This window comes from Microcella sp. (genome assembly GCF_030645145.1).
GTDB lineage: Bacteria > Actinomycetota > Actinomycetes > Actinomycetales > Microbacteriaceae > Microcella.
In genome coordinates this window covers 1-14,008 of sequence record NZ_JAUSMI010000157.1, presented here as the reverse complement: position 1 = coordinate 14,008, position 14,008 = coordinate 1, and the positions used below count along the sequence as shown (strand labels likewise).

The following is a 14,008-nucleotide window of genomic DNA, read 5'->3' as shown; positions in this document are numbered from 1 at the left end:
ACCTCGCCGCCGTCGACCTCGGCACCGTCGCCCTCGGCGGGCGCCGCGGCCGGCGAGAGGACGAGCGCGACGGTCGTGCCCGCGCGCGGCGCGATGAGGCGATCGACGCGGACGCCCTCGGGGAGCGCCAGGCGCTCGATGCGGCCGCTGGGGGCATCCACCGATTCGAGGATGGAGCCGCCCGCGCCGTCGTCGCGCGCGACCACGATGACGCGCTCGACGGGCGCCATGTGCTGGATGCCCTGCGCGGCATGCACGACCTCGCCGCGACCCGCGCCCTCGACGTCGGCGCGGAGGATCTCGTCGACCCCGCTGTCGTCGCGGTCGAGGTACAGCACGCTCGCGGAGGCCGTCGTGAAGCGGTGCTCGAAGGTGCTCGTGTTCGGGCGGGAGGGCGCACCGACCCCCTCGACCCGCACCGTGTACTCGGTGCCGTAGCGCAGTCGCTCGTCGAACTGGACGACGATGAGCTCGCCCTGCACCGTCACGCTCGTCGCGGCGGCGGGCTCGACCGTCACGGCGCTCGCGTCGACGGGGTCGACCGGCTGGTTAGCGAAGAGCCGCAGCTGCTGCCCGGACTGCTCGGTGACGCGCGCCGGGTCGAGCTGGGCGGAGGAGAGCTTCGGGCCCTGCAGCACGCCGAGGGCGAGGAAGATCAGCCCGAGGCCGACGAGCACGCCGACGAGCGCGGCGAACGAGCGCGCGAACCGGCGCTGGTCGCGCTCCTCGCGGAGGCGGCGGCCGTGGTCGGCGGCGCGGGCGACGCCCGGGAACTGCTCCTCGACGCTCGTCTCCGGCTCGGGATGCTCGGCATCGTGCTCGAGGGCGTGGCGGCCGTGCTCGTGCCCGTCGTGCCCGCGCTCATCGTGCTCAGAAGAGGTAGGGCTCACTCGGCTGCTCCACCGCCTCGATCGCGTCGGGCATGACCACGAGCGGCTGAAGGCTCGACTCGCTCGGGTTCGCCGCGAACTCGCCCGTCACGCTCACCCACGAGTCGACCGGGAACTCGTCCTGCCAGCCCGGCTGGTGCACGGGCACGCCGAGCGGCTGCGCGTCGACGGCGCAGCACGTGATGACGAAGCGCGAGATGTAGAAGACGTTCTCGGGGTCGTCGGGGTCGGGCGCGACGAAGCCGACGAGGTCGGTGACGGGCTTGTCGGCGAAGAATCCGAGGTCGCTCGTCTGACGCAGGATGCTCGACCACTCGCGCACGGTGAAGCGCGCGACCGCGGCGTCGTCGGCCTCGGCCGCGTCGTCGAGGGCGTCGAGGTCGGCCGCGGTCGCGTTGATCTGCCGCTGCTCGGCGGTGGCGGTGGAGAGCGTCGCGGGCGGGATGACGAGCATCCCGATCACGAACGCGCCGGCGATCGCCGCGGCGGACAGGCCGAGCGCGCGCTCGCGGCGCGAGACGGGCGCCTCCTCGTCGCGACGCCGTCGCGAGGCGGCCGACGCGACCGCGGCGACGACGAGCACGAGGGCGATCGCGGCCATGATCACCGTGAAGACGATGTAGCGCGGGTGGATGTAGAGCACGAGCTGGCCGGAGGCCGCGAGCCACAGGGCGACGGCCGAGATCGCCGCGATCAGGGCGACGCCGCGCCAGCGCTGGACGCTAGACCACATAGTTCACCACCAGTCCGAGCACGGCGCTCAGCAGGCCGACGACGAGCGTGACGCGCAGCAGCGTGCGCGTGGAGTACGTCGTGCGCATGAGCGCGAGCATCTTGATGTCGATGATCGGGCCGAACACGAGGAAGGCCACGATCGAGCCGGGCAGGAAGGTCGAGGCGAAGGGGAGGATGAAGAACGCGTCGACGTTCGAGCACACCGAGATGACGAACGCGAGCGCCATCATCGCGAGCACGCTGAACAGCGGGTCGCTGCCGAGGGCGACGAGCACGTCGCGGGGCACGGCGACCTGGATGCCCCCGGCCACGAGCGCACCGATCACGAGGGCCGGCATGAGGATGCTCGACTCGCGCACGAAGAGGTCGACCGTCTGCTCGGCGCGCGTGCCGTGCCGATGACCGTCGTCGATGCGGCACTCCTCGGCGAACCGGCCGGTAAGGAGCGACTGGGGCTCGGGGTGGAGCGAGAAGAGCCAGCCGAGGACGTTCGCGATGAGGAAGCCGCCGAGGAGGCGCGCGACGAGGATGCCGTCGTCGAAGCCGAACGCGGCGTGCGTCGTGAGGATCGTGACGGGGTTGAGGATGGGCGCCGCGACGAGGAAGACCATCGACTCGGGGATCGTGAAGCCGCGCCGCACGAGGCCGCGCGCGAGCGGCACGTTGCCGCACTCGCACACGGGCAGGAACATGCCGAAGAGCGAGATGACCGCGCGTCGTCCCCACTGGTTCCGCGGCAGGATCCGCAGGAGCCACGCCTCGGGGATCCAGACCTGGACGAGGATCGACAGCGCGATGCCGAGGACGATGAACGGCAGAGACTCGATGATGACGCTCGTGGAGAGCGTCAGGAGATCCTGCGCGACGTCGGGGAGGCCCGCGGGACCGCTCTCGGCCGTCGTGGCGCGCAGCGCGATGAGCGCGACGATGCCGAGGACTCCGAGCCCGGCGGCGATGAGGTGCCGGGCGCCCCAGCGGCGGGAGGCCCGGTGGTCCTCCCGCCGCACGGGCGTCTCGAGTCGAACGGTCATCGATCGCTAGGCGTCGCTCGCGGCGTCGAGTCCGGCCGTGGAGATCGTGCCGGAGGTCGCGCGGCGCGAGCCGCGCTTGCGCGTGCCGGGAGCCGGCGGCTCGGGCAGGGCCTCGAGCACCGAGCCGAGCAGCTGCTCGGCGTCGCGCGGGTCGATGCGCTGGCGCGAGCGGGTCGCGGGCGGCTCGGGGAGGTCGATCACGGGGACGTCGATCGACGCGGTGCGGCCGCTCGTCGCGGGCTCGGTCGTCGCGGGTTCGGCGGTGGCGGGTGCGGCGGTCGCGGCGCTCGAGCCGGCTCCCCCGCGCGCACGGCGACCGCCGCGCGAGCGACCCGAGCGGGCGGGCGCCTCGGGGGCGCTCGCGGTGCTCTCGGCGCTCGGCGCACTCGTCGCGTTCGATGCCGCGTTGGGCGTCGGCTGGCCGGCGGCCTCGTTCGTCGTCTCGACGGCCGCGGCGGGCGCGGCGCTCTCGACCTCGGGCGCGGGCTCGTGATGGACGGTCTTCGCGGCGATCGATGCGAGAGCCTTCGAGACGTCCTCGGTGATCGCATGAGTCCCGGCGTGCCCATTCGACTTGGGCGTGCCGTTGCCGCCGTTGCCGCTCCGCTGGCCGCCGCGGTCGTTCCGGTCGCCACCCGAGCGGTCGTTCCCGGAGCGCCCGCCCCGGCGGTTGCCGCCCTGGTCGGGCCCGCCCTGCGAGGGGCGGTGCTTGGCGACGGGGTCGTGGTGGATGATCAGGCCGCGACCGGCGCACACGTCGCACTGCTCGCTGAAGGTCTCGAGCAGGCCCAGCCCGAGGCGCTTGCGCGTCATCTGCACGAGGCCGAGGCTCGTCACCTCGGCGACCTGGTGCTTGGTGCGGTCACGGCTGAGGCACTCCATAAGGCGGCGCAGCACGAGGTCGCGGTTCGACTCGAGCACCATGTCGATGAAGTCGACGACGATGATGCCGCCGATGTCGCGCAGCCGCAGCTGGCGCACGATCTCCTCCGCGGCCTCGAGGTTGTTCTTCGTGACCGTCTCCTCGAGGTTGCCGCCCGAGCCGACGAACTTGCCCGTGTTGACGTCGACGACCGTCATGGCCTCGGTGCGATCGATGACGAGCGAGCCGCCCGAGGGCAGCCAGACCTTGCGCTCGAGGGCCTTCTCGATCTGCTCCGAGATGCGGTACTCGTCGAAGGGGTCGTGGTCGCCCTCGTGCTTCTGCACGCGATCGAGGAGATCGGGCGCGACCGACCGGAGGTAGGCCTCGATGGTCTGCTGGGCATCCTGACCGTGGATGACCATGGCGCGGAAGTCCTCGTTGAAGACGTCGCGCACGATCTTGACGAGCAGATCGGGCTCGCTGTGGAGCATCATCGGCGCCTGCGCGTTGGGGTTCGCGACCTGCTTCGAGATCTCCGCCCACTGCGCGGTGAGGCGGTTGACGTCGAGCGTCAGCTGCTCCTCGGTCGCTCCCTCTGCGGCTGTGCGCACGATGACGCCGACGTTGTCGGGCAGGACCTCCTTGAGGATCCTCTTCAGGCGCGCCCGCTCGGTGTCCGGGAGCTTGCGGCTGATGCCATTCATCGAGCCGTTGGGCACGTAGACGAGGTAGCGGCCGGGGAGGCTCACCTGGCTCGTGAGGCGCGCGCCCTTGTGCCCGATCGGGTCCTTCGTGACCTGGACGAGGATGCGATCGCCGGGCTTGAGCGCGAGCTCGATGCGGCGGGGCTGGTTCTTCTCGCCCTCGGCCTGCGCGGCCTCCCAGTCGACCTCGCCGGAGTAGAGCACGGCGTTGCGGCCGCGACCGATGTCGACGAAGGCGGCCTCCATGCTCGGCAGCACGTTCTGCACGCGGCCGAGGTAGACGTTGCCGATGATGCTGGATTCCTGCGAGCGCGCGACGTAGTGCTCGACGAGCACGCCATCCTCGAGCACGCCGATCTGGGTGCGGCCGTCCTTCGAGCGGACGACCATCGTGCGGTCGACGCTCTCGCGGCGCGCGAGGAACTCGGCCTCGGTGATGACGGGGCGGCGGCGGCCGGCGTCGCGGCCGTCGCGGCGGCGCTGCTTCTTGGCCTCGAGGCGGGTGGAGCCCTTGATGCGCTGCGGCTCGGTGATGAGCTCGGCGGGGCGTCGCTCGCGTCGGTCGCGACGGTCGGTGCGCTCGCTGCGGTCCGAGCGGTCGTAGCGGTCGCTCCGATCGGCGCGCTCCTCGCGCTCGGCGGGGGCCCGGTCGCCGTCGACGGATGCTCCGCCGCGGCCGCGACGCGCGCGCGAGCGACGGCGGCTCGTGCTCGAGCCCTCCTCGGGCTCGTCGTCATCGGCGTCGCGCTCGCGCACCGGGCCGGCGCCGGGACGCGGGGCGAGGTACTCGACGGGGGGCGCGTAGAACAGCAGCGACGTCGTGCTCTCGGGCTTGAGGACCGGGAACGGGGTCGCGGAGGTCTCGGGCTCGGGCTCTGCGGTCTCGGGCTCCGCGGCCTCGGGCTTAGCGGCCTCCGCCTCTGGCTGCACCTCTGTATCGGGGGCCTCGGTCGCGTCCGTCGCCGACGCCTCGACCGCCGGCGCCTCGACCTCGAACGCCGCATCCTCGGGCGGAGCAGCCTCCGCAGCCTCGACGGGCTCCGTCACGGAGCTCTCCGTCACCGCGTCGTCCACGGTGGGCGCGCTCGCGGCGCTCTCGCGCGCGCTCTGCGTGTCTCCCCGACCCTTCCGGGCCGTGCGCGGCGTGAACAGCCGGGTGCGCTTCTTCGGGTTCGTCTCGTTGTCGTCACTCACCATCGCTGGTGCACTCCTCGACCGTCCGGGCCGCGCCTGGACGGGAACTCTCCGGCAGCGGGCGCGTCGCCCCCGCTGCGAAACTCTTCGGTTGTCGGGCCGCAGCCCCCCGGTTCGGGTCGGGCGCGGGCCCGCGCACTGTCACTGCGCATACTCGGAACTGGCTATCCGACGCTCGCGACTCGGTGTCGCGAGGATGGTCCGGTGTGCCCGGAAAGCTTGTCTCTGGTGCGTCGCGAGCGCGGCTGGCGACGACTGCTCCTCATTATCGCACGGCGCGCGCCGGAGGAGGACCTTCGACCCGAGCGCCCGCGCGCCGCGTGCGGGAGAATCGAGGCGTGACCGCGCTCGACACGACCCCCCTCGGCACCTCCGCGCCCGCGCGCCGCCCCTGGATCATGGGCGTCTTCCTGCTCGTCACGGGCGCCGTCGGGTGGTGGGGCGCGATGGCCCTCATCACCGAGCGCGTCGCGAAGCTCATCGACCCGCAGCACGTGCTCAACTGCGACATCAACCCGCTCGTCTCGTGCGGCAGCGTCATGGAGAGCTGGCAGGCGTCGCTCCTGGGCTTCCCGAACCCGCTGCTCGGCGTCGCGGGCTTCGTCGCGCCGATCGCGGTCGGGGTCGCCCTGCTCGCCGGCGCGCAGTTCGCGCGCTGGTTCTGGGTCCTCTTCCTCGCGGGGGTCACGGGCGCGTGGATCTTCGTGACCTGGCTCTTCACGCAATCGGTCTACGAGATCGGCGCGCTGTGCCCGTGGTGCATGCTCGTCTGGGCCGCGGTCATCCCCATGTTCTGGGGTCTGCTCGCGTGGCTCCTCGCGACGGGTCGCCTCACGGGCGGCGCGGGCGAGCGGTTCGGCGCGGCCGTGCTGCCGTTCACGTGGGCGATCGTCGTCGTGAACTACGCGGTGATCGCGCTCGCGATCATCGTGCAGTTCCCGACGCTGCTCCCGAGCCTTCTCTAGTTCAGGCGAACCAGAGGGCGAGCTCGCGCGCGGCCGACTCGGGCGAGTCGGACCCGTGCACGAGGTTCTGCTGCACGCGCAGGCCCCAGTCGCGGCCGAGGTCGCCGCGGATCGTCCCGGGCGCGGCGGTCGTCGGGTCGGTCGTGCCGGCGAGCGAGCGGAAACCCTCGATGACGCGGTGGCCGGCGACGCGCGCGGCGACGACGGGGCCCGACTCCATGAACTCCATGAGCGGCTCGTAGAAGGGCTTGCCCTCGTGCTCGGCGTAGTGGGCGGCGAGCAGATCGCGGTCGGCCTGCATCATCCGCAGGTCGACGAGCTGGTAGCCCTTCGCCTCGATGCGGCGCAGGATCTCGCCCGTGAGGTTGCGGGCGACCGCATCGGGCTTGAGCAGGACGAGGGTCTCTTCGACGGACGTGGTCATGGTGGCCTCCCGGCGGTCAGGTGCGGTCGTGCGATGGATGGGGCGTGAGGGTCAGGATGCTCGGCCGACGCCGTTCGCGGCGTCGAGCTGGCGGCCCTTGATGACGGCCCAGATCCAGAATCCCACGAAGATCGCGGCGGCGACGCCCGCGAGCACCTCGAGGAAGACGGTCGCGAGCAGCACGAGCTGCAGTGCGTGGCCGAACCACTGCCCCCACGGGTAGCGCACGAGACGCACCGCGACGAGCAGCAGGACGATGAGAACGGCTCCTCCGCCGAACGCGGCGAGGGGGTCGACGACGCGGAGGCCGTAGATCACGAGGGCGCCGAAAATCACGACGACGGCCTCCATGACGAGCACGACGCTCAGGAGCGACTCGGTCGCGGTGCGCGCGCGGCGCGGCTTCCGCGGGGCGGCGTCGTCGGCGGCGGATGCGTTTGCGCTCACAGCGCCCAGCCTTCCTCACGCGCGATGCGCATCGCCTGACCGACGAGCGTGATCGACCCGGTCACGAGCACGGCGTCGGTCGGGCCGGCCTCGTCGCGGGCCTCCTCGAGCGCGACCGACAGCTCCGGCTCGATGCGCACGCGATCGGGCCCGGCGATGTGGGTGACGAGCTCGGCGAGCTCGTCGGAGTCGAGCGCGCGGTCGGACTCGGACTGGGTGACGACGAACCGGTCGACGACGGGGTCGAGCGCTTCGATGATGCCGCGGGCGTCCTTGTCGGTGAGGATCCCGACGATCGCCGTGACCTTCTCGAACGCGAACGAGCCGAGCAGGGCCTTCGCGAGCGCCTCGGCGCCGTGCGGATTGTGGGCGGCGTCGACGAGCACGCTCGGCTCGATGCCGATGAGCTGCAGTCGGCCGGGGCTCGTCACGGTCGCGAAGCCCTCGTGGAGGACGTCCATCGCGAGCTCCTGCTCGCCGCCGCCGAGGAACGACTCGACCGCCGCGATCGCGAGCGCGGCGTTGCGCGCCTGGTGCTCGCCGAAGAGGGGGAGGAAGAGATCGCGGTACTCGCCGGCCCTGCCCCGCACGTCGATGACCTGCCCGCCGACCGCGAGCCGGGCATCCAGCAGCGCGAAATCGACCCCCTCGGCGGCGACCGGCGCCTCGTCGTGCTCGGCGGCGCGCAGGATCTCGTCCATCGCCTCGGTCTGCTGCAGGGCCGTCACGACGTGCGCGGCGGGCTTGATGATGCCCGCCTTCGTGCGCGCGATCTCGGCCACCGTGCGGCCCAGTCGGCTCTCGTGGTCGAGCGCGATGGGCGTGAGCACGGCGACGTCGCCGTCGGCGACGTTGGTCGAGTCCCACTCTCCTCCCATGCCGACCTCGAGCACGACGACGTCGACGGGCGCGTCGGCGAAGCACGCGAACGCGAGCACCGTGAGCGCCTCGAAGTAGGTGAGGGGCTCCTCGCCGTTCGCGGCGAGCTCGGCGTCGACCATGAGCAGGTAGGGCTGGATGTCGGCCCAGTTGTCGGCGAAGGCGCGGTCGGCGATCGGCGCGCCGTCGATCATGATGCGCTCGGTGACGCGCACGAGGTGCGGGCTCGTCATGAGGCCCGCGCGCAGCCCGTACGCGCGCAGGATGCTCTCGATCATGCGGCTCGTCGACGTCTTGCCGTTCGTGCCGGTGATGTGGATGACCCCGTACGAGCGCTGCGGGTCGCCGAGCAGCTCGACGGCGCGGCGCGTGGGCTCGAGGCGCGGCTGCGGGCTGCCCTCGCCGAGGCGCGCGAGCAGCTCGGCGAAGACGGCGTCGGCGGCCTCCCGGTCGGCGAGCTCCTGCTCGCTCGGCTCGCGGCTCTCCTGCGCGTCGGTCATGCTCGCTCCACCTCGATCGTCACGGATGCCCCGGCCCCGACCGGCGCCGCCGCCCCCTCGCCAGCCTCTCCGACGCTCAGCGAGGTCGCAAGCGTCTCGCCACCGATGAGCTCCCGGTGGGCCTCGATCGCGGCGCGCGTCGCGGCATCGCTCGAGCCGAGCGTCAGCGCGATGCGGTCGCTCACGTCGAGCCCGGCGTCCTTGCGGGCCTGCTGCACGGCGCGGATGACGTCGCGCGCGACGCCCTCGGCCTCGAGCTCGGGGGTCACGGTCGTGTCGAGCAGCACGAAGCCCGAGCCGGGCAGGAAGACGACGGCCGCAGCCGGGTCCTCGAGCTCGAGCTCGAGGATGAACTCGCCGGGCTCGAGCGCGATGCCGCCGACGATCACGCCGTCGCCCGCGACCGACCAGTCGCCGGCCTTCGCGGCGCCGATCGCCTGCTGCACCTGCTTGCCGATGCGCGGGCCCGCGGCGCGCGCGTTGACGGCGAGTCGGCGCGTGATGCCGTACGCGGCGACGAGCGAGTCGTCGAACTCGACGAGCTCGACGGCCTTGACGTTGAGCTCGTCGCGGAGGATGTCGGAGAACGGCGCGAGCGCTGCGGCGTCGGGCGTGACGACCGTGAGCGTCGACAGCGGCAGGCGCACGCGCAGGCTCTGCGCCTTGCGCAGCGCGAGGCCCGAGCTCGCGATCGCGCGCACGCGGTCCATCGCGGTGACGAGCGCGGGGTCGGCGGGGAAGGCATCCGCGCCCGGCCAGTCGGCGAGGTGCACGCTCTCGCCGCCCGTCAGGCCCCGCCAGACCTCCTCCGAGACGAGCGGGGCGAGCGGCGCGGCGACGCGCGCGAGCGTCTCGAGCACCGTGTAGAGCGTGTCGATCGCGTCGCGGTCGTCGCCCGCCCAGAAGCGCTCGCGGCTGCGGCGCACGTACCAGTTGGTGAGCACGTCGGCGAAGTCGCGCAGCGCGGCGGCCGCGAGCGGGCTGTCGAGGCCCTCGAGCTCGGTCGTCACGGTCTCGACGAGGTCGCGCGTCTTCGCGAGCAGGTACCGGTCGAGCACGTTCGTCGAGTCGGTGCGCCAGCGGGCATCCGCCACCCCCGCCGCGTTCGCGTAGAGGGTGAAGAAGTAGTACGTGCTCCAGAGCGGCAGCAGGAATTCGCGCACGCCCGCGCGGATGCCCTCCTCGGTGACGATGAGGTTGCCGCCGCGGATCACCGAGCTCGACATGAGGAACCAGCGCATCGCGTCGGAGCCGTCGCGCTCGAACACCTCGGTCACGCTCGGGTAGTTCTGCAGGCTCTTCGACATCTTCTGGCCGTCGTTGCCGAGCACGATGCCGTGGCTGATGACGTTCGAGAAGGCGGGGCGGTCGAACAGGGCCGTCGCGAGGACGTGCATCGTGTAGAACCAGCCGCGGGTCTGCCCGATGTACTCGACGATGAAGTCGCTCGGGTTGTGGTTCTCGAACCAGTCAGCGTTCTCGAACGGGTAGTGCACCTGCGCGAACGGCATCGAGCCGGAATCGAACCAGACGTCGAAGACGTCCTCGATGCGGCGCATCGTCGAGCGGCCCGTCGGGTCGTCGGGGTTCGGGCGCGTGAGCTCGTCGATGAACGGCCGGTGCAGGTCGACCTCGCCCGCGGCGTTGCGCGGCAGGGCGCCGAAGTCGGCCTCGAGCTCGGCGAGCGAGCCGTAGACATCGACGCGCGGGTGGTCGGGGTCGTCGCTCTTCCACACCGGGATGGGGCTGCCCCAGAAGCGGTTGCGGCTGATCGACCAGTCCCGCGCGCCCTCGAGCCACTTGCCGAACTGCCCGTGCTTGACGTTGTCGGGCACCCAGCGGATCCGCTCGTTGAGCTCGAGCATCCGATCGCGGATCTCGGTGACGCGCACGAACCAGCTCGAGACGGCCTTGTAGATGAGCGGGTTGCGGCAGCGCCAGCAGTGCGGGTAGCTGTGCTCGTAGCTGCGCACCTGCAGCAGTCGGCCCTGCTCGCGCAGCATGCTCGTGAGGGTCTTGTTCGCCTCGAACACCTGCAGGCCCGCGACCTCGGGCACCTGCTGGAGGAACCTCCCGCCGTCGTCGACCGAGATGATGATGGGGATGCCCGCGGCGGCGCAGATCGCCTGGTCGTCCTCTCCGTATGCGGGTGCCTGGTGCACGATCCCGGTGCCCTCGCCGGTGGCGACGTACTCGGCGACGAGGATCTGCCAGGCGCGCTGCATGCCCCACGTCTCGAGGTCGGCGTAGTAGTCCCAGAGGCGGTCGTAGTGGACGCCGCCGAGCTCGGAGCCGAGCATCCGCCGCGTGATCGCCGCGTGCGCCTCGGCCGCGGTCTCGTAGCCGAGCTCCTTGACGTAGGCGTTGAGGGTGTCGTTCGCGAGCAGGTACTGGCTCTCGCCGGCGACCGCGTCGCGCGCGCCGGCTTGATCCCGGTCATCCGCCGCCCCGTGCGGACCGGCCGGGAGCACGACGTACTCGACCTCGGGGCCGACGGCGAGCGCCGCGTTCGTCGGGAGGGTCCACGGCGTCGTCGTCCACGCGAGCGCCTTGACGCCCGTGAGGCCGAGCGCCTCGGCCTTCGAACCGACGAGCGGGAAGGTGACCGTCACCGACTGGTCCTGGCGCATCTGGTAGACGTCGTCGTCCATGCGCAGCTCGTGGTTCGACAGCGGCGTCTCGTCGCGCCAGCAGTACGGCAACACGCGGTAGCCCTCGTACGCGAGTCCCTTCTCGTGCAGGGTTTTGAACGCCCACAGCACGCTCTCCATGAACGAGATGTCGAGCGTCTTGTAGTCGTTGTCGAAGTCGACCCAGCGCGCCTGACGCGTGACGTACTCCTGCCACTCGTCGGTGTAGCGCAGCACGCTCTCGCGGGCCTTGGCGTTGAACGCCTCGATGCCCATCTCCTCGATCTGGGCTTTCTCGGTGATGCCGAGCTGCTTCATCGCCTCGAGCTCGGCGGGCAGACCGTGGGTGTCCCACCCGAAGCGGCGATGCACCTGCTTGCCGCGCATCGTCTGGAAGCGCGGGAAGACGTCCTTCGCGTAGCCGGTCAGGAGGTGCCCGTAGTGCGGCAGGCCGTTGGCGAACGGCGGCCCGTCGTAGAAGACCCACTCCTCGCAGCCCTCGCGCTGCTCGATCGACCGGCGGAAGGTGTCGTTCGTCGCCCAGTACTCGAGCACGTCGGCCTCGAGCGCGGGGAAGCGCGGGGAGGCGACGACGCCCTGGTCGTCGCGGTGGAGGGGGTAGCCCATGGTTTCTCCGGTGTCTGCAGCGCACTCACCGCGAGGACGACGGGGCTCGTCGAGCCCGCCGCGGTACCACCCCGCTTGCCGATGCTCTCCGTTCCGCCGTGCCTGGCGGGCGGATGCTCCGGCCCCTCTTCGGCGGCTGTGACGGGCCTGCCCCGCTCGGGTCTAGTTGCCGGGTCGCTCGAGCACGAGCATCCCGCTGTTCTTCCGAGGGCTCCCCGGTGATGGCCGGATCGACGCCTGTGCCCCCATGGTACCGAACGCCCGAGGGCCGGCCGCCGGGAATACGCCCGGGCGTCACTACGCTGGTGTGCTTGTGACTACTGATACGCATGGCGCTGCGTCAAACGGAGCAGGGCCCACCATGCAGCCCCTGACCCCCGTCCCCTCCGATCCCCGCATCGCGCGTCGCGCGCGCTGGGCATCCCTCGTCGGCACGTCTCTCGAGTCGTACGACTTCTATCTCTTCGCCTACTTCTCGGCTTTCTTCGCCGGCCCGCTCTTCTTCGAGCCCCTCGGCCCGGTCGGCGCGAACCTCGCCGCGCTCGCGACCATCGGCGTCGCCTTCGTGATCCGCCCGATCGGCGCGATCATCTTCGGCCACCTCGGCGACCGCATCGGCCGCCGGACGGTACTCATCGTGACGATCACGATGATGGGCGTCGCGACCGCGCTCATCGGTGTGCTGCCGACGTTCGACCAGGCCGGCTGGGTCGGCGCCGTGCTGCTCGTGCTGCTGCGCGTGCTGCAGGGCGTCTCGCTCGGCGGAGAATGGGGCGGCGCGATCCTCATCGCGACCGAGCACGAGAGCAAGGCCAAGCGCGCGTTCGCCGCCGCGATGCCGCAGCTCGGCTCGCCCATCGGCTCGATCCTCTCGGCCGTCGCGTTCCTGTGGCTCACGCTCTCGCTCACGACCGAGGAGATCGGCGAGTGGGCGTGGCGGATCCCGTTCCTCACGGCGATCCCGCTGCTCGCGATCTCGCTGTACCTGCGCCTCGCGATCACCGAGACCCCCGTCTTCACGGCGGTCAAGGGAGCGGGGCGTGCGCCGCGCATCCCCCTCGCCGCCCTGCTGCGCGCGCAGCCCGTCACGATCGTCGTCGCCGTGGGCGTCGCGCTCCTCGGCATCGGCTCGTACTCGCTCATGAATACCTACACGATCAACTACGGCGCGGCGGTGCTCGGCTTCGACTACTACCAGCTGCTCATCGCGACGACGATCGGAGGGCTGCTGCAGCTCGTGACGATCCCGCTGTTCGGAGCGTGGGCCACGCGCATCGGCTCGGGCCTCGTGATCGCGATCGGCGCGCTCGGCACGCTGCTGCTGTCGTTCCCGATCTACTTCTTCCTGCAGAACGCCTCGTTCGGCTTCCTCGTCGGCATGATGGTGATCGGCGGCATCCTGCCCACGATGAGCTGGGCGGCGCTCGGCGGCATCTTCACCGAGCTCTTCGACGAGCGCTACCGCTACTCGGCGCTCGGGTTCGCATACGCGCTCGCGGCGGTCGTCTCGGGCTTCGTGCCCAGCCTGACCGGGGCGCTCGGCGCGGCCACCGGAAACGCCTGGTGGCACCCGGCGATCGTGCTCGCGGGCATGTCGCTCATCACGCTCGTCTCCTCGCTCGTGGCGATCCGCATCCGCGTCGATCGCGATGAGGATGCGCCCGCCGTGACGGCTCCGGAGGTCGTCGGCGCCGAGCGCTGACCGGCGCTCGCCGCACTCCCTCCTCCCGCGACCGCCCCCGCGCGCGCCCTACACTGGCCGCGACGGGGGCGGTCTCCGTCTCAGGGGACGGGGGCGACCATGACCGACGAGCGAACGCCGAACGAAGATCCGACCGAGCCGCTGCGGCCGGTGAGCGGAGCGGATGCGCGCGGCGCTGAGGGCGGGGCGGGTGCGGCGGGCGATGCTCCGACGGAGGCCTACGATGCGCTCGGCGACGGGGACCCCGGCGATGCCGGCGACGCACCGACCGAGGCCTACGACGCGGTCGATGCAGGGGATGCCCCGACGCGCGCCTTCACCCGACCGCTCGACCAGCCCGGCGGCGTGCCGCCGGTCGCGCCGACTCCCCCGCCGCCGACCGCGCCGACCGAGATGCTCCGCCCGGCCGGAGTCG

Annotated in this window: 9 protein-coding genes and 2 pseudogenes; 3 read left to right on the top strand and 8 right to left on the bottom strand. The window is 71.8% G+C overall.

The annotated features are described in order from the left end of the window. The 4 genes and pseudogenes from Q7T15_RS10715 to Q7T15_RS10700 form a co-directional block, all read right to left on the bottom strand. Positions 1-890: pseudogene (locus Q7T15_RS10715) on the bottom strand (hypothetical protein); the annotation flags it as partial. Then, positions 871-1,623: a TIGR03943 family protein gene (locus Q7T15_RS10710; RefSeq protein ID WP_304696111.1), complete on the bottom strand. Its 753-nt coding sequence runs from the start codon at positions 1,621-1,623 to the stop codon at positions 871-873. The pseudogene Q7T15_RS10715 and the gene Q7T15_RS10710, both read right to left, overlap by 20 nt. After that, a complete protein-coding gene (locus Q7T15_RS10705) occupies positions 1,613-2,656 on the bottom strand; it encodes a permease (protein ID WP_304696109.1) in 1,044 nt (347 codons plus the stop codon). The genes Q7T15_RS10710 and Q7T15_RS10705 overlap by 11 nt, the downstream gene beginning before the upstream one ends. 6 nt (positions 2,657-2,662) lie before the next feature. Next, a complete protein-coding gene (locus Q7T15_RS10700; RefSeq protein WP_304696107.1) occupies positions 2,663-5,422 on the bottom strand; it encodes an Rne/Rng family ribonuclease in 2,760 nt (919 codons plus the stop codon). A gap of 335 nt (positions 5,423-5,757) precedes the next feature. Between Q7T15_RS10700 and Q7T15_RS10695 the strand changes: the two genes are divergently transcribed. Beyond that, positions 5,758-6,384: a vitamin K epoxide reductase family protein gene (locus tag Q7T15_RS10695; protein ID WP_304696105.1), complete on the top strand. Its 627-nt coding sequence runs from the start codon at positions 5,758-5,760 to the stop codon at positions 6,382-6,384. A 1-nt stretch (position 6,385) separates the two neighbouring features. On the opposite strand, the gene ndk is transcribed toward Q7T15_RS10695, so the two are convergent. Genes ndk through ileS form a run of 4 tightly spaced genes read right to left on the bottom strand, consistent with a single transcriptional unit; the run spans position 6,386 to position 11,891 of the window. Then, on the bottom strand, positions 6,386-6,808 hold the full coding sequence (gene ndk / locus Q7T15_RS10690; protein WP_304696102.1) for a nucleoside-diphosphate kinase: 423 nt from the start codon (positions 6,806-6,808) through the stop codon (positions 6,386-6,388). A gap of 51 nt (positions 6,809-6,859) precedes the next feature. Continuing rightward, entirely contained in the window at positions 6,860-7,255 is a 396-nt protein-coding gene (locus Q7T15_RS10685; protein WP_304696100.1) for a DUF4233 domain-containing protein, read from the bottom strand. After that, positions 7,252-8,634 (bottom strand): folylpolyglutamate synthase/dihydrofolate synthase family protein, encoded by a 1,383-nt coding sequence (locus Q7T15_RS10680; RefSeq protein ID WP_304696098.1) that lies wholly within the window; start codon positions 8,632-8,634, stop codon positions 7,252-7,254. The genes Q7T15_RS10685 and Q7T15_RS10680 overlap by 4 nt, the downstream gene beginning before the upstream one ends. Further along, complete coding sequence (gene ileS, locus Q7T15_RS10675) at positions 8,631-11,891, bottom strand: isoleucine--tRNA ligase (protein ID WP_304696097.1); 3,261 nt, start codon at positions 11,889-11,891, stop codon at positions 8,631-8,633. Before ileS ends, Q7T15_RS10680 begins: the two co-directional genes overlap by 4 nt. A gap of 361 nt (positions 11,892-12,252) precedes the next feature. Here ileS and Q7T15_RS10670 point away from each other — a divergent pair, with 361 nt between their 5' ends. Both Q7T15_RS10670 and Q7T15_RS10665 read left to right on the top strand, forming a co-directional pair. Beyond that, the gene (locus Q7T15_RS10670) at positions 12,253-13,593 is read left to right on the top strand and encodes an MFS transporter (protein ID WP_304696095.1); all 1,341 of its coding nucleotides are present in this window, start codon (positions 12,253-12,255) and stop codon (positions 13,591-13,593) included. A 99-nt stretch (positions 13,594-13,692) separates the two neighbouring features. Continuing rightward, positions 13,693-14,008, top strand: a pseudogene (locus Q7T15_RS10665) (hypothetical protein); the annotation flags it as partial.